This is a genomic window from Pseudarthrobacter sp. Y6, assembly GCF_050156205.1.
Taxonomy (GTDB): Bacteria; Actinomycetota; Actinomycetes; order Actinomycetales; family Micrococcaceae; genus Arthrobacter.
Map to the genome: position 1 here is coordinate 605327 of NZ_CP189574.1, position 18336 is coordinate 623662.

Here is an 18336-nt window from a genome sequence, read left to right on the forward strand (position 1 = left end):
GGGTGTCCTCTCGGGTTGGTAATGGACAGGCCGGCCCACCAGGGAAAGGGGGGGGCGGCCTGTTTCGTGGTGCTGGCGGGACGTCGGCGCCGTTACGTGTTCTGGACGTGGTCCTTGGCGTCAGCGGCACGGTCCTTGACATCGGCAGCGGCAACCTGCCCTTTGGCCTTGACATGCTCGGCGGCATCGGTTGCCGTAGCCTTGACGTTTTCCATGGCTTCCGTGCCGGTTCCTTCAACCCCTCGGCCATGTCCTTCGCGGCCTCGGTCAGCTCGGTGGTCAACGGTTCAGCCGCGGTCTTGAGGGCATCTGCTGCTTCGCGTTCCTTCTCGCTGGCAGGGATCAGTGAGGACAGGAGCAGGCCGGCCCCGAACGCGATCAGGCCTGCAGCCATCGGATTACCCTGCGTTTTGGCCTTCACCTGGTGCGGAGCGTCACCAATGGCGGCGCCTGCATCGCTGAGTGCATTGCCGGCACTATCAGTCCGGGCGTGGACTCCGCTGTGCACGCGGTTGGTAACGTCGTCGGCTGTTCCCATGACTCTCTCCTTCACTCCGAAGACGGCGTCTTTCACCTTGTCTGTCTGGCGGTGGACGATGTTCGAAGGTGTCACTTTGTCCGCCACTGCGTCCACGTTGGTGCCCAGACGGGCGCGGGTTGCTTCAATATCTGAACGGATATCGTCCGGGTTGTCGCTCATCGTTTTACCTCACCGGGTTTTAGGGTTGGGGGAATTTCCTGGAGTGTTTCAGCGGTTTGGGGCATGCCCTTGACTGCTTTGAGCTCTTTGCGGCCCACGGACGCCAGTACTGCGGCGATGGCGCCCCAGAGGACTGCGACGACGACGGCGGACCAGCCGAGTCCCATCAGCTCGCCCAACGCGACCCAGAGTGCGATCGACAGGAACAGCAGCAAGAAGTGGCCAGCTACGCCGGCGCCGGCAAGCATGCCACCGCCCCTGCCTGCCTTGCTGGCGGATTCCTTCAGTTCGGCCTTGGCAAGCTCCACTTCCTGGCGCATCAAAGTAGACAGGTCGCGAGTCACCTCACCGAGCAGGTCACCCAACGACGTGTTGTCCGCCTTCGCGTGCGCAGCTGAGGGGGGAGGCCCCGGTATCTGGCTGCTCATCACAGCCTGCCAGTCTGACCGTCCGCCGAGCGGTCCCGGGTCAGGGGGGCGTTGGCCATTGGATCGTCGGCGAGGTCCCGTTCACCCAGGGGATCGTCGGCGAGTCGGTCCCCGGAGGAGGGCTGTTCCGCGAGTTGGGGGCTGTCCAAGGGACTGGCGGGACGCGAAGGATCACCGTAGCTGCTCCCCCGCGCACCGCCGTCGAACCCTGCCGTGGTGGTGGCCGGGCCGGGCAACTGTACCGGCGGCGGCGGGACAGTGCCACCGCCCGACGGTGTATAGCCGGCCGGGCCAGCGCCGGATTGACCGCCGGTGCCGTCGTACTGGCCACCGGTGCCGTATTGCCCGGTCGCGTCGTATTGGCCGCCGGCCCTGGTCGTGTCGGACTCCGGTGCGCCTGCGCTCAGGCTGCGGCTGAGCCGCCCGGCGAGGACCCCGGCGCCAGCGGCCAGGAGCAGGAAAGTCCCGGGCCGCTGCTTGGCGAAGCTCTTGACTTCGTTCAGGAGCGATCCGGGGTCGCGGCCGTCCAGCCAGGCGGCAACGGAGGAGGAACGCTCCGCGGCATGGCGGGCCAGGTCTGTGGCCACTCCGGGCTGGTCTGACGCCCGCGCCATGGCGTGCAGTTCGTCCGAAAGTGACCGGAGGCCATTGGCTACCTTCTGCTGCTGGGCGCCAGCCTGCTCGGTGAGGTCGCTCCGCGCCTGATAAAGGAGATCCTTGGCATTAGCCTTCGCCTCGGATGTGACGTTGGCCGCTTCGGTCTTGGCGGATTCAGCCACGCTCTGGGCCGAATCCGCCGCGGTCCGCGCAACGTCTGCTGCCACTTCCTTGACAGCGTCCGTGCGGGAGGCGCCAAGGGCATCCCCCGTCTGCGGCGCTGCGGTTGCGGGTGGGGCTGCGCTTGTTGCTGCGGTTGCGGGAAACGTGCTGGCGCTGCGTTCTCCTGTGATGCCGGGTTCTCCTGTGGTGCTGGGAACGCCCGGGGGAGCCGTAAATGCCGAGTCCTCGGGCCTTTGGTTCTCTGTCATCTTCGCTCTCTCTTTCCAAAGAAGGCCGGTTGCTGATCAAGAATCAGCTATGTTGGCCGTAAAATAGTAAGCACGGTTACTAATGGAACATAAGTACCCTTGCTAATTAATTTTCGGACGAGGTAACTGATGTCAAGCGGTCCCGTGGCGCCGGCCGGCCGGTCCGGCGCTGCGGTGTCCGGTCGCAGCGAAATGGAAAGTGGTGGGTAGCTTGGACGTGGCACCGTGGGTTTGGGTGGTAGTTGGCATTGTTGTGGTGGTCCTTCTTGTCGTGTTCCTGGTGACCGGGCGTCGCCGTCAGGCACTTGAGCAGAAGCGGGACGAATCGAACCGCGAAAAAGCCGCCGAAATGCGCCGGAAGGCGGAGGAGGTGGAGCTCGATGCGAGTGAGAAGGAAGCCCGGGCGAGCCGCGCCCGTGCTGACGCGGAGCAGGCGCAGGTCGATGCCGCACGGCTGAAGCAGGAAGCCGAGCAGAAGGCCGGCGATGCGAGATCTCTCCGTGACGAGGTAGCCAGGCAGACCGAAAAGGCCAACGCGATAGACCCGGACGTGCGCGAGGATATGGGCCGGGATGCGGATGCAGGCCTGGGTGCAGATCGGGATGCTCGCCTGGATGCACGCCAAGCTGAAGCCCGCCCGGGTGAAACGCAGCCCGGAGGGGTGCGGTCCCGTGGCGACGTCGACGGCGATGGTGACGGTTACCCTGATGCCGATGCGCACACCGATCCTGCGCAGGCCGAGGAACTGCGGAGGCGTCGCGAGCGGGCCGATCGCGACACGCCGCGCTCCGGCATTTAGCCTGTACGTCCTGGTCGGACCCCTGCCAAACGCCCGAAGCTGATGGCCTGCCATGGAGGAGGGCCGATTTGGGGTGTACAACTAGGGTTGATCCATGACTGAAGCGGCACACGGGTAATGGCAAAGCGCGGCAAGTCAGGCGGCCGGAACAGCCAGCGCCCGACGGCGGGTGTCATCGAGGTGCCCAAGGGAACCCGTCCTGATGGCCCGGTTGAGGGCGTCTACTACGTTGATACCGGCGACTGCGAGCTCATTGCGGACCAGGACAACTCCAACGGGTGGCTCCTGAAGATCAACGGCGTCATGAGCTCCCACATCGACCTCGCGGATCCGTTATTCCTCGATTTTGAGTACATGCGCTGGATGGCGGCGCTAATTGAGTCACGTTGGCCGCCGAAGTCCGGAAAGGGCGGGGCCAAGGCGGTCGCGCCCGCCGCGGGCGGGACCGAGCGGCTGCGCGGGCTGCATCTGGGCGGCGGGGCCTGTTCCCTGGCCCGGTACTTCCACACCGCCTATCCGGACGCCCGGCAGGTGGTGGTGGAACTCGACGGCAAACTGGCCGAGTATGTCCGCGGCTGGTTCGACCTGCCCAAGGCGCCGCTGCTGCGACTGCGCGTGGGGGAGGCCCGCGAGGTCACCGAGACGCTCACGCCGGACAGCCGCGACTTCATCATCCGCGACGTGTTTGCCGGTTCGCTCACGCCGCGGCCGCTCACCACCGCCGAGTTCAATGACCACATCAAGCGGGTCCTGTCACCGGGCGGTATCTATGTGGTGAACTCAGGCGACGCCCCGAGCCTGTTGAATGCTCGCGAAGACGCCGCCACTATTGCCGCCGCGTTCGCACACACCGTCATCATCGCCGACCCCTCCATGCTGAAGGGCCGACGCTACGGCAACATGGTGATGGCCGGCAGCGACACCCCGCTGGACGGAGACCCTCAGCTGGCCCGCCGGCTCCTGGGCGGTGCCGTCCCGGCCCACATCTGGAACGACGCCCAGGTGCGCGCCTTCGCCGCAAACTCCCCGGTGCGTCACGACCCGGCGCGTCACGACCCGGCCGCCCCGTCGGTTGCTCCGTAGGAGCCCTTTTTTATGAGGCTGGTTTGGGTCCACGCCGGCGGGGTTCCCTGGCCGAACTTGTGAGGTTAGAGGGCCGGTGGGGAGCAATCGATGGAGTCTGGGCCCTGCCCAGCAGGGCATCGCGGTGCGCCGCCGTCTGGTCGCGCAATGCCTGCACAACGGCGGCCACGGCGGGGCGGCGCATCGAATCCGGCCGCAGCACCATCCAATAAGGGAGCAATTCGGCGAAGTCATCGGGGAGCAGCCGGACCAGGTCGTTGTGCAGGTCGCCCATGAAGCACGGCAGGAATCCGATGCCCGCGCCGGCACGGGTGGCCTCCACATGGACAAACACGTTGGTGGAGGTGAGCCCCTCGCGCATGGCCGGCACCAGCCGCCGGGGTGCGTCCAGGTCGTCCACCTGCAGCATCGAATCCACAAAGTACACCAGCGGGTGCTCCGTCAGCTCAGCAACGCTCGCCGGCGTCCCGTTCTCGGCGAGGTAGGCACGCGAGGCATACATCCCCAACATGTATTCGCCCAGTTGGACGGCTTCGGCCCGGTGGACCTGCGGTTCGCCCACCACCACTTCGATGTCCAGGCCCGAGCGCTGCTGCAGTGCGCGCCGGGTCATGGTCACCACTTCCACGCTCAGTCCCGGGTGTTTCCGGCGCAGCCGCGCCACTGCTGGTGCGGCGATGTAGGCGCTGAAGTCGTCAGTCGCCGTCATGCGTACGACGCCGGTAATCGGGTCAGGTGCCTGGCCTGCCGGTCCCAGCGCACTCACCGCGGCCTCCACCAGTTCGGCGACCCGGACAGCCTCCGTACCTAGCTCGGTCAGTTCCCAGCCGCCGGCCGCCCGGGCCAGGACGCGGCCGCCGAGCGCCTTCTCCAAGGCGGTTATCCGACGCGAAACGGTGGTGTGGTTCAGCCCCAACGCTTGCGCCGCCGTCGTAAATTTTGCGGAGCGTGATACCTCGAGCAGGACCAGGAGGTCATCGGGATTCGCCTTCATATCTGCAATTGTGCACACACCTGGTGCTGGATTGGTCATTGTAGGCGCATGTTTGTGCAGTAATACTCAGTGGAGCCATTAGTGCTGTGGATCACAGCGCGTGTCACAGTGGACACTAAGGAGAAACTCATGAGCGTAGAGCAGCGCTCGGCAGACAATGCCGCCGGATCCGCACCCAAGGGATCCGGACTGAAGAAGATTGTGGCCGCCTCGATGGTGGGCACGGTAGTGGAATGGTACGAATTCTTCCTCTACGCCACCGCCGCCACCCTGGTCTTCGGGAAGTACTTCTTCCCCGCCACCGGCAACGAGCTGGACGGCATCATCCAGGCGTTCCTCACCTACGCGGTGGGTTTCGTGGCGCGCCCCCTCGGCGGCATCGTCTTCGGCCAGATCGGCGACAAACTGGGCCGCAAGCCCACGCTGCAGCTGACCATCGTGATCGTCGGTGTGGCCACGTTCCTCATGGGCTGCCTCCCGGGCTTCGCTGACATCGGCTACCTGGCTCCGGCGCTGCTGGTGGCCCTCCGCTTCATCCAGGGCTTCGCGCTCGGCGGCGAATGGGGCGGCGCGGTGCTACTGGTTGCCGAACACAGCCCCAACAAATCCCGCGGATTCTGGTCCAGCTGGCCGCAGGCCGCCGTGCCGGTGGGCAACCTCCTGGCAACACTGGTCCTGTTCATCATGTCCACCACCCTGAGCCCCGAGGCGTTCCTCGGCTGGGGCTGGCGTGTGGCATTCTGGCTCTCCGCCGTGATTGTCTTCGTTGGCTACTACATCCGCACCCACGTCACCGAGGCGCCCATCTTCCTGGAGGCCAAGGCCTTGGTGGAGAAGGAACAGGCCGTCAGCCACGGCGTCTTCGAAGTGGTCCGCAAATACCCTAAGGGCATCCTGCAGGCCATGGGGCTGCGCTTCGCGGAGAACATCATGTACTACCTGGTGGTCAGCTTCGCGATCGTCTACCTCAAGAGTGTGCACAAGTACGACACGTCTTCGCTCCTGCTGGCACTCCTGATCGCCCACGTCATCCACTTCCTGGTCATCCCGCAGGTGGGGCGGCTCGTGGACAAGGTGGGACGGAAGCCGGTCTACCTCATCGGCGCCATCTGCGGTGCGGCCTGGCCGTTCTTCGCCTTCCCCATGTTCGACACCCGCAACGCCGTCGTGATTGTCCTGGCCGTGACCGTCGGCCTGTGCCTGCACGCCTTTATGTATGCCGGCCAGCCTGCCATCATGGCCGAGCTCTTTCCCACCCGGATGCGGTACTCGGGTGTATCGCTGGGCTCGCAGGTCACCTCGATCTTTGCCGGTTCGCTTGCGCCGCTGCTGGCCATCCAGTGGCTCAAGGACACCGGTTCCTGGCTGCCCACCGCCATCTACCTCGTGGTTGCGTGCGCTATCACTACGGTGGCGGTGCTGAGCCTGACGGAAACCAAGGGCATCGCGCTGGAGGACGTGGACAAGGCCGACGCCGCCCGCGAGGGACTGCTCCCGACCGGCTCACGCTGAGCCGCTTGAGCCTCTTGAGCCGCTTGAGCCGCTTGAGCTACTGAGGACTAGGCAAACGATGGGAAGTGCAATGGAAAACACGCTGAACGGCCGCAAGGCCCTGGTGACCGGCGGCGCCAGCGGGATTGGTGCTGCCTGTGTCCGGGAGCTCGCCGCCCGCGGGGCAAAAGTGGTGGTTGCCGACGTCGACTCCGCCGGCGCTGCCGCACTCGCCGATGAAGTGGGCGGCACCGCCTGGGCCGTTGACCTGCTGGACGTGGACGCGCTGGCCAGCGTGAGCCTGGACTGCGACATCCTGGTGAACAACGCCGGGATCCAGCGCATCAGCCCCATCGAAGCGTTCGATCCGTCGGATTTCCGCCGGATCATCGCGCTCATGCTCGAAGCCCCGTTCCTGCTGATCCGGGCCGCGCTGCCGCACATGTACGCCAACGGCTTCGGCCGCATCATCAACGTGTCATCCGTGCACGGCATCCGGGCCTCCCCGTTCAAGAGCGCGTACGTTTCCGCCAAGCACGGCCTGGAAGGGCTCAGCAAGGTGACGGCGCTCGAAGGCGGGGAGCACGGAGTCACATCCAACTGCATCAACCCGGGCTATGTCCGGACCCCGCTCGTCGAAAAGCAGATCGCAGACCAGGCCAAAGTGCACGGCATCCCCGAGTCCGAGGTCCTGGCCAAGGTGATGCTCACCGAGTCCGCCGTGAAACGCCTGGTGGAACCGGAGGAAGTTGCCTCCCTGGTTGTCTGGCTGGCGTCCGATCACGCCGGCATGGTCACCGGGTCCAGTTACACAATGGACGGCGGCTGGTCGGCGCGGTAGGCCGGGCGGATTGCCTACTCCTGCCGTCTGACCTGGCGGGGATCGTAGTAGACAACGCCCTCTGCGGTTCCCACACCAACAAAGGCGGTGGTCCGAGAGACCACCGTGCCCTCGTGCCGGCCGCTGAAGGGATCGTCTCCCACCACGGCGTCACCGATTTTGTAGGGGCTTGCTGGGCCTGGCGCCGTGCGGACACGGTTCCAGGCCCTTGCCATAAGGCGCGGTTGTCTCGCGCCGGCTTCGTCTCGGCGGTCGTGGTGAGGTTCGTGTTGGGCCGGATTACGGGCAGCGTTGACCATCGGTACAACTCCTTCAGCGCGGCGCTCGTCCGCTCACTGTCGGTGCGGTTGCCGGAACGCTCCCAGCAGAGGATGGTCCTCCAATTCCTGGCTGGCACCTTACATTTACGCTAGGCGCTATTCACACCAGTCACACCAGTAACAGGTACTCGTCTTCGCGGAGGAGTCCTACTTAGGGGATTCCCGGTCAGCACTGTCCGGGGATCATCGTTGGCAGTGAATCAGGGCGGGCCGAAATCAGCGCTGGCCGTTGAGGATGTCGTCAGCGTTGTTGTAAGCCCAGGTGACCAGGGGAACCAGCAGGCCGGATAGTTCATAGCCGCGTTGCGTCAGGCTGTAGTCAACGCGGGGCGGGATGACCGGCTGGGCCTTCCGCAGCACCAGGCCGTCGCGCTCCAGGGTCTTGAGGGTCTGCGCCAGCATTTTTTCGCTGATTCCCTCTGCGCGGCGCCGGAGTTCGCTCCAGCGCTGCTCACCTTCCGAGAGTGCCAGCAGGATCAGCACTCCCCACTTGCTGGTGATGTGGTCCAGGACGGTGCGGCTGGGGCACCCGGCCGGGAACACGCCGTCGGCCAATCCTTCCGGCAGGTGTGCCCGGAGACCTTCCGGCAGGCTGGCGGGCCATACAGTTGCGTCCATATCCATAACTTACCAAAAGGTGAGTACCTTACCTAAAAGTGCGTACTGTCTTTCAGGAAGTAATCGGCGGGATGGCTGGTTGTGGAGGGTAACCCCCTAAAAAATGGTGAAAGGAACCAACCCATGAGCATCGTCATCACTGGAGCAACCGGACAGCTTGGCCGTCACGTCGTCGAGGCCCTCCTGCGGCGCAACGTTCCGGCAGCAGAGATAGTGGCCGCCGGCCGGTCCATTGAAAAGCTTGCCGACTTCGCAGCGCGCGGCGTCCAGGTCAAGCCGATGGACTATGCGGACCCCGCCTCGGTGGCGCTGGCACTGCAAGGCGCCAGCAAGGTCCTCCTGATTTCCGGCAGCGAGGTTGGCCAGCGCGTGGACCAGCACCGTACGGTGATTGAGGCAGCCAAGGCCGAAGGGGTGGAGCTCCTGGCCTACACAAGTGTCGCCAACGCTGACACCACCGGTATGAAGCTGGCCGCCGAACACCAGGCAACGGAGGCCATCCTGAAGGATTCCGGCGTCCCGTTCACCATCCTCCGCAACGGCTGGTACCTCGAAAACTACACCGACCAGCTGCAGGGCACCCTGGCCCAGGGCGCGCTTGCCGGCAGCGCCGGTGAAGGCAAGGTCAGTGCTGCGTCCCGCGTGGATTACGCCGAGGCCGCCGCAGCCGTGCTTGTTGCCGAGAATCAGGCAGGCAAGGTTTACGAGCTGGGCGGAGACCACGCCTTCACGCTCACCGAGCTGGCCCAGGAAATCAGCACCGCGGCCAACAAGCCCGTGGTGTACCAGGATCTTCCGGCCAGCGACTACGCCGGACTCCTTGCCGGATTCGGCGTGCCGGAGCTCTTCGCCGACATCCTGGCGGACTCGGACCTCGGCATTGCCCGTGGTGACCTCCTGGTCAGCGGCTCGGACCTCCGCGAACTGATCGGCCGGCCCACGACGCCAATGCCGGTCGCCGTCCGTTCGGCCGTCGCCGCGGTCTGAAGCCTGCACGCCTTCTGAGCCACATGGCTCTGACGGACACCGTGGGCACTGGGTCCTAGTTGCCCTGCCTTCAGGGCAGGGCAACTAGGACTTGCTGCCGGTCAGGGCCAACGTTCCGCCGAGGCCGATCATCAAGGCCCCGCCTGTTGCCTCCACCGCTGAAACCCGGCGGGGCGACCGGGCGAACCATTGGCGGGCTGAACCTGCGGTGATGGCCCAGAGGCTATCTGAAGCTATGGCGATCATCAGGAACACCGCCCCAGCAGCGCCAGCTGGAACGGAATGGCCCCGGACGGGTAGTCCACAAACTGCGGCACTACCGCTACGAAGAACACCACTGACTTGGGGTTGGTGATACCCACCACCAACCTTCCGCCACCAGCCGTCGCGGCGAAGAGGCCATTGGCTGACGATCCGCGAATGAGTTGTGCCGCCGGTTCCGGATGGCTTTGATACCCAGATAGACCAGGTAGGCAGCCCCGGCCAGCTTCACCACGCTGAAGAGAACCACGGACTGCGCCACGATAATGCCCACGCCGAACGCGACTGCAGCCACCTGCACCAGTTGCCCAGTACGGTCAGGACGCCGCCCTTCCAGCCAAGGGCCAGGGAACGGCGGATCACGAACAGCATGCTGGGTCCGGGCACAGCGATCAGCACCATGGATGCCAGCGCAAAATGCAGCAGGTTTGAGAGCGGAACAATGCCTGATCTTAGCTCCGGCGGGTGACCACCGGCAGTGGTGAGGTTTCGTCCACAAGTTCGGCCCGGCGTCGTCCGTTACCTCTGACCCACAGCCGGTAGGCGAGGACCAGCAGCCCAAGCCACACCGCTCCCACGTAGAGCGCCACGCGGGTGTCCTCGAAGGCGCCCAGGACGGCGATGACCAGTGCCATAAACGCGATGGTCAGGATGGAGGCCGCCGGCCACCACGGGGACGGGAATTCCGACGCCGGCAGGCTCTTCCGTGCGATCTCCCGCTTCATCGCGACATGGGAAGCCAGGATCATGACCCACACCCAGACGGTGGCAAACGTGGCAATCGAGGCGATCAGGATAAAGACGTCCTCGGGAATGACCGCGTTCAGAATCACGCCCACCAGGAGGATGCCGGCCATCATCACTACCGTCATCCACGGCACGCCATGGCGCGAGACCTTGCCGAAAACTGCTGGCGCGTGGCCTTGGCCGGACAGCCCGAACAGGATGCGGCCGGCGCCGAAGATGTCGCTGTTGATGGCGGAGAGTGCGGCGGTGATCACCACGGCGTTGAGGATGTGCGGTGCGGCCGGGATGCCCAGGCCGCTGAAGATCTGGACGAACGGGCTGCCGTTGGTCCCGATTTCGTTCCAGGGGAAGAGGCTCATCAGCACGCCGAGGGTCAGGACGTAGAACAGCAGGACGCGGACCGGCACCGTGTTCACGGCCTTGGGGATGACCTTCTTGGGGTCCGCGGCCTCGCCGGCGGTGATGCCGAGCGTCTCGATCCCGCCGAAGGCGAACATCACGACGGCGAACGAGGCCAGAAGCCCCTCGAAGCCGTTGGGGAACACCCCGCCGTGCTCCACGAGGTTGCCGAGCCCCGGTGCCACGGTGGAGCCGCCCGCCTGGAAACCGAAGGCAATGATGGCGGCGCCGCCGACGATCATGGCGATGATTGCCACCACCTTGATTAGCGAGAACCAGAATTCCAGCTCGCCGAAGACCTTAACGCTGAGCAGGTTCAGTGCGGCCAGGAAGCAGATGATGGCCAAGATCCAGATCCAGCGGTCCACCTGCGGAAACCAGAAGCCCATGTAGATGCTGAACGCCGTGACGTCCGCGATGGCCACAATTGCCATCTCAAAGACATACGTCCAGCCGGTCACGAAACCTGCCAGCGGACCGAGGTAGCGGCTGGCGTACTGGCCGAAAGAGCCCGACACGGGGTGGCGGACGGCCATCTCACCGAGCGCCCGCATCACCATGAACACGGCCGCTCCGCCGATGATGTAGGCGAGCAGGACCGCCGGGCCCGCCTTCTGGATGGCGGAGGCCGAGCCGTAGAACAGGCCGGTGCCGATCGCCGAACCCAGGGCCATAAAGCGGATATGGCGGACGTTCAGTCCCCGGTTCAGGACGTGTGCGACGCCGGATCCAGGCGTGAGCTTTTCGGCTGGGCTTGCGTCTTGCGTGGCGGTGCTTGGTGCTTGCTGCATAGAAATACCTTCTCGTCATTGGGAGGGGGATCGCCAATCAGCAGACCACTTTCGCGCTCGAGGTGCTGAGACTCACGGGCGGTTGGTGTCTTCCATCTCAGACTGGGGGCTGCGTGTGGCCTTTCCTTTCTGGCGGAGTCCAACACTCTTGACATCATGTCTGGTTTTCTTTACTTTTGACATGTCAGCTTTGTTTTACATCTGTTGGGAAATGGCAGGAGCGGAAATGTCCTTCGAAGAGAAGAGCGCCTGGATCATGGGGGTGGTGGCATTGGCCTCTTATGGGGCGTACCTGGCCATCGTCTTGGGCCTGGCCGGCACGATGCCGCTTGCCGAGGTTCCGTACGTCGGTCCACTGCTGTGGACCATCGGAGCTTCCATTGGTGTGTCCATCGCCCTGCACGCTGTGATCGGCATCTCCTCGCCCAGGGACGCCGGCAAGAAGGACCAGCGAGACAGGGAGATCTCCCGTTTCGGGGAGTACATCGGACAGTCGTTTGTGGTCATCGGGGGCGTCGCGGCGCTGCTCCTGGCGATGGCCGAGGTGGACCACTTCTGGATCGCGAACGTCATCTACCTGACGTTTGTGCTATCCGCGATCCTGGGCTCCGTGGCCAAGACTGTCGCTTACCGCAGGGGGTTCCAGCCGTGGTGAAGCCGACCCTTGTGACCAACTCCATCCGGCGCCTGCGGTTCGAACGTGGCGAGATGACCCAGGCCGAACTTGCCGAGCGTGTGGGTGTCACCCGCCAGACCGTCATTGCCATCGAGCAGGGCCGGTACTCGCCGTCCCTGGAGATGGCGTTCCAGGTCGCCCATGTGTTGAGCGTGTCGCTCGAGGACGTGTTCCATTACCCCAACCACGAAGGAGACGCATCATGAAGGCTATCGTGCAGGACGTTTACGGGAATGCCGACGTGCTCCAGTTACGGGACATTCCGCAGCCCGCGCCGGGGAGCGGCGAGGTGCTCATCCGGGTCCGCGCGGCCGGCGTCGACCAGGGCGTGTGGCACCTCATGACCGGGCGGCCCTACCTGATCCGGCTCTTCGGCTTCGGGCTGAAGAAGCCCAAGGTGCCGGTCCGCGGACGCGAGGTTGCCGGCGTCGTGGAGGCGGTAGGGGCTGGCGTGACGCGCTTCCAGCCTGGTGATGAAGTGTTCGGCACGTGTGAGGGGTCCTTCGCGGAATTGGTCTGCGCCAAGGAGAATCTCGTGGCCGCGAAGCCCGCAACCCTTACGTTTGAGGAGGCCGCGGTCGCGCCCATTTCTGCTGTTACCGCGTTGCAGGCTGTCCGCGACGCCGGACAGGTCGGTACTGGCCAGAAGGTGCTGATCATCGGCGCAGGCGGGGGAGTGGGGTCCTTTGCGGTGCAGGTGGCCAAGGCATTCGGGGCAGTGGTCACCGGAGTCTGCAGCACCGGAAAAGTGGAGCTGGTCCGGTCCCTCGGCGTTGATCACGTCATCGATTACACCCTGGACGATTTTGCCCGTGCCGGGCTGCTTTACGACGTCATCCTGGATGCCGCCGGCAACAGGCCGCTCTCCGTCCTGCGGCGTGCGCTGGCGCCGCGGGGGACGGTGGTGATCGTTGGGGGCGAAGGCGGCGGGAAATTGACCGGCGGGTTTGAGCGGTCCCTCGGCGCGCCCTTCGTATCGTTGTTCTCCGGCCAGAAGTTCAAAGGGCTAGTCTCGACGGAGAATTACCGCGATCTCGAGGCTTTGACAGCGCTCATTGAAGCCGGCAGCGTGAAGCCTGCTGTTGATAAGGTCTACGCGCTCGCTGAGGCGCCGGCCGCCGTTGAATACATGCACGAGGGCCGGTCCCGCGGCAAAGTAGTTGTCAGCATCTGACGCTCTTCAACCTCCCACACTTGGTACGAAGGGACAGCTAAGCGGCGCCCTCTTTCGCTCGGAGGGATACCTGAACCCCTCAGCTCTGGCGCCATGGAAATGATGCCAACGGAGTTATGCACATAGGCATTCGTCCAGGCCGTTATTGTCAGACCCTCAGGGGATGCTTTGGGTATGGATAGCAGAGGAGCTGTGGCGACGGCGGAGGCCCTTTCGGCGTCCTTCGCTGAGCTGGCTCTGGTGTTGCGTGGCGCTGCCGAATCGCCGGATTCCGGGGATCCTGATCCGTTGCATCGGAGGGCCGATATTGCCTTGCAAACTCTGGCTGAGGTCGGCCGCGGGGAGGCGAAGATGGCGGCCCTGAAGGTTCACGCGGCCGCCGTGTATGCCGCCTCTGCCGAGGCCCTGGCGGGCCCGGCCGAGTCGCCGCAGGACCACACCGGTCAGGAGATGGCTGTGATCGCGGAGGTCGCCTGCGTGCTGACGGTCAGCGAACGCGCCGCGGGTGCCCTGCTAGCGGAGGCCCACGAACTCACCACGGCCCTGCCGTTGACGTTATCGGCGCTGCAGGCGGGGACGATTTCGTGGCAGCACGCGAGGATCATGGTCGATGAAACCGTGAACCTGGACAGGCCGGCCGCTGCGGGGCTCGAGGCGCATTTCCTGGATCCGGACGTCGCGAATCCGGCGCGGGGGTGCCCGGCGGGTGAGCTCGTGCCTGGGCGGTTCCGGCACAAGGCCCGGACGTGGCGGGAGCGGCATCATCCGTTCAGCATCGAAAAACGCCACGCACGTGGTGTCCAGGATCGGCGGGTGGAGTATGCCCCTGACCGCGATGGCATGGCTTGGCTCTCCGCCTACCTCCCCGCCGATCAAGCGGCCGGGATCTGGGACCGCACCACCGCCGCCGCCCGAGCGTTGCAGGGACCGCATGAGGACCGGACTCTCAGCCAGATCCGCGCCGACACCGTCGCGAACTGGCTCCTGACCAACAACCTCGCCGGCGCCGGAACCGGTGATGCGGCCGGGGATGTGGATGGGAATGGCGGTGTTCCGTCACCGCGGGCGCAGGTCCTCATCACGGTTCCGGTCCTCTCGCTGCTGGGTGTCACAGATGAACCGGCCACCCTCGACGGATACGGGCCTATCCCGCCGTCCATGGCCCGGCGACTGATGGCCGACGGTGCGGACTCCTTCCACCGCGTCCTGACAGATCCCCGCGACGGGGCTCCGCTGGAAATCGGGCGAGCCAGCTACCGGCTCACAAAAGCCCAACGCCAATGGCTTAGACTGCGCGACGGCAAATGCCCGTTCCCCGGCTGCGGCAACCACTCCCTGGACAACGAAGCAGACCACATCCTCGCCTGGGCGCGCGGAGGATCCACCGGGATCAGCAATCTCGGCCAGCCCTGCCCCAAGCACCACAGGCTCCGCCACACGACAGGCTGGACACCAACCGGCGCCACCAAGAATGAACCACCCGGCTGGATATCACCCACCGGACGGCACTACGCCAGCGAACACCCCGACTGGGAACCACCCCACTGGCCACACCAGATAGTGGACCAGTTACGACAAGACGATCCAAGCCCAGCCATGCCCGAAGAACTACTCCCGGTATTTCCCTTGCCGGAGTGGGTCGGGCTGCAGTGGCCGATCGAAGAACCAGACCCTGATCACGATGAATGCCCGCCGGACGACCAGCCGCCCGAAGACCGGCTGCGAGACGATCCCCTGCCCGAGGACCCGTTCCCGGAGTGGGCGCTGTTTTTGACGTCCGAGACCGCAAACGTGTCGCAAATACCTTTAGTAAAGCCCGTCGCGGGCTGCTTCTTCCTGGGACCTCTCAAAGGCTGCCAGCGCAGCAGCCTCGCCTGTGGCGCAGTGCGCGGCCCATTGTTCCGGGCTGCGCGGAGTCAGGAGCGTCAGTCCTAGAACGCAGAACCCGAGGAGGACAGTCTGTCCCGCAGCCAATGAATGACAGCTTCTCCCTGCTGCTGGAAAGCCCTGACTGTGGGAAGGCCGGGCGGTGGTGGTTGCCGGGCAGCATCGATGAAGTATGCGGCCAGGCCTGACAGGAATCCGTTGACGTTGGTCGCGTTGGGAGTCGTGAAGACGTCGTGGGAAGCCAGCATCGCATCCACATCGAAAGCGTGATCGAAGACGCGAACGTTCACGAGGACCGTGACGGCATCCACCCACGCTGCGCCGACGGCAGCCCACGGCCAGTCCACCAGAACGGCCCCGTTCGTGGCGGTGATGATGATGTTGTCAGCGCGGACGTCCGTGTGAGCCAGCGATGCGCCCGCCACATCCCGTAGTCCCTGCTCCGCTAGGCGCTCTAGTCTGTCGAGGTTCTGGAGGATCCAGGGATCGCAGTCATCCGGCGGATTGCGCCGGATGCGGGTCCACCCTCGAAACGGATCCGCGAACTCAGATTCAAGAGTGGGCAACCGGCTGAGTTCCGGCGGGAGCGGCTGCCGGGCAATCTGCAGCAGGGCATCGAGGACAAGGCGAACTTCGACGGCGCGCCACGGAATGTGGGGATGCCTGCCTTCCACATCGCTGAGCACCAGGGCGACCCATTCGCCGTCGTCGTAGGTTCCGATCAATGACGGCACCGGCATTCCGGCGGGCAGGGCGGCCGCAACGGCTGCCTCCTTCCGGTGGATTCCGGGTGAGTGCTCGTTTTGTTGCGGGCTGACGGCCTTGACGAAGGCGCGCTGGCCAGCGGCGGTGAGGACCCGGTCCGCGGTTCCAGGAGAGAATCCTCCCTGCTGGCCCTTCGCCTCAACCACGGGGGAGCCGAGAATCCGTTCGACGCCGGCCTGCACATGGTCTGGCATCTCAGCCCAGCCGATCCTGGGGCTCCACTCAGGTTGCATGGGAATTGCCGATTCCGGGAGGAGTCCACACAAACGGCGTGGTGGTGGTGATTGCCCTGAATCCCAATCGTCGCAGGATCGGCTCGCTGTCAGCGGAGGCATCCACCTGCAGATACTTCACGCCACGGGCAGCCGCCAGCTGAGCCCGCGCCGACACCAAGGCCTTGTAGATCCCCCGCCCGCGCCATGCCGGCAATGTCGAGCCGCCCCACAAACCAGCGAAGTCCGTACCCGGATTGATCTCCAGCCAGGCCGCCGACACCACAACGCCTGAGGCCTCGGCTATGAAGACCACCAGGTTTTCCGGGTCGGAGGCCAGTCGGTGCTGCAGATCAGCGGCCACCCAGCTGTAGTCGGCGGCCCACACTTCAGACTTCATCGCCGCGATGCGCTCCAGGTCGGGGCGTTCGCTGGCCAGCCGCACCTGGATTCCTTCCGGTACCGCCGGGTCACCCGCCATCGCAGCCGTCTCACCCACCAGAACGGTCTCGCGGTCTTCCGGCACGAAGCCCGCTGCGCCAAGGCGGGACTCCAGATCATTCGGGAGATCATGTGCCCTGGTCTTCCATTCGACGGCTTCCCCGCGGCCGGCAAAGTAGTCACGCTGCTCGACGATCAGCCTGTCGAGCATCCCGCCCTCCACGCCGAGGTCATGAGCCGGCTCGATGAAGCCCCGCCGCTGTCCGGTCACGCGTAGTAGAGGGCCCAACAGCTGATAGTCGTGGCCTGTCGGAATCGTTGGTGGAACCAGCCGGCGGAGCTGGGAATCATACGCGGCAAGGATATCCGTGGTTGAGGCCATACGCTTCAGCCTACGACCAGCGCCGCCGGACCCGAGCGGACCGGGAGGGAAACCTGGGGCTAACATCTCGGGACCGGGACCGGGACCGGGACCGGGACCAGGACCAGGACCAGGACCGGGTCCGAACGCCATAGTCTGGTATTCCGGACACATGCTGTGTTTGGATGGCGGTGAACGGACCTGCCATGGGCGCAAGGTTAAGTACGGGATCCCGGACATGGCCGGAAGCCCCGCGAGAAATGACGGAGGACACAGTGGTGTCGAGCACGGAAGCCAGGCCTGAGGCCGGCAGTGAATTAAGGGCGGCGTCCAAAGTCCCCGCTGCCGAGAACACCCTTCGTATCCTCAAGCTGCTGGCCTCGAAGCGGGGGCCGATGGCGGCGTCGAGCATTGCCACGTCCTTGGGATTGCCGCGCTCAAGCGTTTACCACCTGCTCGGGGTGATGGAGGAGAACGGATTTGTCCTCCACCTGCACGAGGAGCAGCGCTACGGGCTGGGGATCAGTGCCTTCGAGCTGAGCTCGGCGTATTCGCGGCAGGAACCGCTGTCCCGCCTGGGGCGGCCGCTGCTGGCATCGCTGGTGGACGTGATCGGCGAGAGCGCGCACCTCGCGGTGCTTCATGGGCGCGACGTGCTGTACATCGTGGAGGAACGGGCCAAGAACCGCCCGTCCCTGGTGACCGACGTCGGCGTCCGGCTCCCCAGCCACCTCACCGCCAGCGGCCGCGCCATTCTCGCGGCATTGCCGAAGTCGCAGGTCCGCGCGCTTTACCCGAATGCCGAGGCGTTTACCGCCCGGCATGAGGTGGAGGGCGCCATCATGAAGTACTCCGCGCTGTCCTCGCACCTGGACCGGGTCAGGCAGCGCGGCTACGCCACCGAACACGGCGAGGTGACGCCCGGCTTCGGCTCGATCGCCGCCGCTGTCACGGACCACGTGGGATGGCCGACGGCGGCAGTCGCCGTCACGTTCCTCGAGGACAAATTGCCGGCGGACCAATGGCCGGCGCTCGCCGCGCGGGTCCAGAGAGTAGCGGACGAGCTGTCGGTGCGCATCCACGGCCGCCCTGCCAAGTAGCGCTGCCCGCCGACGGCTCAGTGGTCGTCGGATTCTGCTCAATCATTCCTGCCCTGTGCTGCAGCCTGTCCGGAAAATCGCGGCCCGCGCCATAAGCCAATCGAATGATTGAGCAGAATCCAACAGGAGCGGGGCGGGTCTGGAATCCCGGACACCACCCCTCCGAAAGCCCTGTCCGGCCCAGCCCGGAACGGCTTTAGTTGATATAGAACCACTTCCCCACGCACCAACAC

Annotated in this window: 18 protein-coding genes and 2 pseudogenes; 10 read left to right on the forward strand and 10 right to left on the reverse strand. The window is 65.2% G+C overall.

All coding sequences use genetic code 11. The features are described from left to right. Window positions 1-92 precede the first annotated feature (92 nt). From ACQCSW_RS02940 to ACQCSW_RS02950, 3 genes and pseudogenes are all read right to left on the reverse strand, one after another. Window positions 93-700: pseudogene (locus ACQCSW_RS02940) on the reverse strand (DUF3618 domain-containing protein). Then, complete coding sequence (locus ACQCSW_RS02945) at window positions 697-1128, reverse strand: phage holin family protein (protein WP_426989425.1); 432 nt, start codon at window positions 1126-1128, stop codon at window positions 697-699. Before ACQCSW_RS02945 ends, ACQCSW_RS02940 begins: the two are co-directional and overlap by 4 nt. Next, a complete protein-coding gene (locus ACQCSW_RS02950; protein WP_426989426.1) occupies window positions 1128-2156 on the reverse strand; it encodes a hypothetical protein in 1029 nt (342 codons plus the stop codon). Before ACQCSW_RS02950 ends, ACQCSW_RS02945 begins: the two co-directional genes overlap by 1 nt. Before the next feature lie 202 nt (window positions 2157-2358). On the opposite strand from ACQCSW_RS02950, the gene ACQCSW_RS02955 reads away from it, so the two are divergent. Both ACQCSW_RS02955 and ACQCSW_RS02960 read left to right on the forward strand, forming a co-directional pair. Next, window positions 2359-2955: a hypothetical protein gene (locus ACQCSW_RS02955; RefSeq protein WP_426989427.1), complete on the forward strand. Its 597-nt coding sequence runs from the start codon at window positions 2359-2361 to the stop codon at window positions 2953-2955. Window positions 2956-3072: 117 nt separating this feature from the next. After that, window positions 3073-4038 carry a spermidine synthase gene (locus ACQCSW_RS02960; protein WP_426989428.1) on the forward strand — a complete coding sequence of 322 codons (966 nt, stop codon included), beginning with the start codon at window positions 3073-3075 and terminating at the stop codon, window positions 4036-4038. Window positions 4039-4048: 10 nt separating this feature from the next. Here the strand turns inward: ACQCSW_RS02960 and ACQCSW_RS02965 are convergent, their stop codons facing one another. Then, window positions 4049-5032, reverse strand: coding sequence for a LysR family transcriptional regulator (locus tag ACQCSW_RS02965; RefSeq protein WP_426989429.1), 984 nt, complete (start codon window positions 5030-5032; stop codon window positions 4049-4051). 129 nt (window positions 5033-5161) lie between these two features. Here ACQCSW_RS02965 and ACQCSW_RS02970 point away from each other — a divergent pair, with 129 nt between their 5' ends. Continuing rightward, window positions 5162-6544, forward strand: coding sequence for an MFS transporter (locus tag ACQCSW_RS02970; protein WP_426989430.1), 1383 nt, complete (start codon window positions 5162-5164; stop codon window positions 6542-6544). Between the two features lie 70 nt (window positions 6545-6614). After that, complete coding sequence (locus tag ACQCSW_RS02975) at window positions 6615-7364, forward strand: 3-hydroxybutyrate dehydrogenase (RefSeq protein WP_426989431.1); 750 nt, start codon at window positions 6615-6617, stop codon at window positions 7362-7364. A 14-nt stretch (window positions 7365-7378) separates the two neighbouring features. Here the strand turns inward: ACQCSW_RS02975 and ACQCSW_RS02980 are convergent, their stop codons facing one another. Both ACQCSW_RS02980 and ACQCSW_RS02985 read right to left on the reverse strand, forming a co-directional pair. Further along, entirely contained in the window at window positions 7379-7579 is a 201-nt protein-coding gene (locus ACQCSW_RS02980; RefSeq protein WP_426989432.1) for a hypothetical protein, read from the reverse strand. Between the two features lie 321 nt (window positions 7580-7900). Then, window positions 7901-8302 (reverse strand): winged helix-turn-helix transcriptional regulator, encoded by a 402-nt coding sequence (locus tag ACQCSW_RS02985; RefSeq protein ID WP_426989433.1) that lies wholly within the window; start codon window positions 8300-8302, stop codon window positions 7901-7903. Window positions 8303-8425: 123 nt separating this feature from the next. On the opposite strand from ACQCSW_RS02985, the gene ACQCSW_RS02990 reads away from it, so the two are divergent. Then, on the forward strand, window positions 8426-9289 hold the full coding sequence (locus ACQCSW_RS02990) for an SDR family oxidoreductase (protein WP_426989434.1): 864 nt from the start codon (window positions 8426-8428) through the stop codon (window positions 9287-9289). An 84-nt stretch (window positions 9290-9373) separates the two neighbouring features. Here ACQCSW_RS02990 and ACQCSW_RS02995 read toward each other — a convergent pair. Both ACQCSW_RS02995 and ACQCSW_RS03000 read right to left on the reverse strand, forming a co-directional pair. After that, a pseudogene (locus ACQCSW_RS02995) lies at window positions 9374-9994 on the reverse strand (LysE family translocator). An 8-nt stretch (window positions 9995-10002) separates the two neighbouring features. Continuing rightward, window positions 10003-11487, reverse strand: a complete 1485-nt coding sequence (locus tag ACQCSW_RS03000; RefSeq protein WP_426989435.1) for an amino acid permease — start codon at window positions 11485-11487, stop codon at window positions 10003-10005. Window positions 11488-11668: 181 nt separating this feature from the next. Here ACQCSW_RS03000 and ACQCSW_RS03005 point away from each other — a divergent pair, with 181 nt between their 5' ends. From ACQCSW_RS03005 to ACQCSW_RS03020, 4 genes are all read left to right on the forward strand, one after another. Beyond that, entirely contained in the window at window positions 11669-12142 is a 474-nt protein-coding gene (locus ACQCSW_RS03005) for a hypothetical protein (protein ID WP_426989436.1), read from the forward strand. Continuing rightward, entirely contained in the window at window positions 12136-12369 is a 234-nt protein-coding gene (locus ACQCSW_RS03010) for a helix-turn-helix transcriptional regulator (protein ID WP_354249984.1), read from the forward strand. The genes ACQCSW_RS03005 and ACQCSW_RS03010 overlap by 7 nt, the downstream gene beginning before the upstream one ends. Beyond that, complete coding sequence (locus tag ACQCSW_RS03015) at window positions 12366-13337, forward strand: NAD(P)-dependent alcohol dehydrogenase (protein WP_426989437.1); 972 nt, start codon at window positions 12366-12368, stop codon at window positions 13335-13337. The genes ACQCSW_RS03010 and ACQCSW_RS03015 overlap by 4 nt, the downstream gene beginning before the upstream one ends. A gap of 174 nt (window positions 13338-13511) precedes the next feature. Beyond that, the gene (locus ACQCSW_RS03020) at window positions 13512-15272 is read left to right on the forward strand and encodes a DUF222 domain-containing protein (protein WP_426989438.1); all 1761 of its coding nucleotides are present in this window, start codon (window positions 13512-13514) and stop codon (window positions 15270-15272) included. On the opposite strand, the gene ACQCSW_RS03025 is transcribed toward ACQCSW_RS03020, so the two are convergent. Both ACQCSW_RS03025 and ACQCSW_RS03030 read right to left on the reverse strand, forming a co-directional pair. Next, window positions 15269-16183 carry a phosphotransferase family protein gene (locus tag ACQCSW_RS03025; protein ID WP_426989439.1) on the reverse strand — a complete coding sequence of 305 codons (915 nt, stop codon included), beginning with the start codon at window positions 16181-16183 and terminating at the stop codon, window positions 15269-15271. The genes ACQCSW_RS03020 and ACQCSW_RS03025 overlap by 4 nt on opposite strands. Window positions 16184-16211: 28 nt before the next feature. Beyond that, entirely contained in the window at window positions 16212-17024 is an 813-nt protein-coding gene (locus tag ACQCSW_RS03030; RefSeq protein WP_426989440.1) for a GNAT family N-acetyltransferase, read from the reverse strand. A 239-nt stretch (window positions 17025-17263) separates the two neighbouring features. On the opposite strand from ACQCSW_RS03030, the gene ACQCSW_RS03035 reads away from it, so the two are divergent. Further along, the gene (locus ACQCSW_RS03035) at window positions 17264-18103 is read left to right on the forward strand and encodes an IclR family transcriptional regulator (protein WP_426989441.1); all 840 of its coding nucleotides are present in this window, start codon (window positions 17264-17266) and stop codon (window positions 18101-18103) included. Window positions 18104-18336 lie beyond the last annotated feature (233 nt).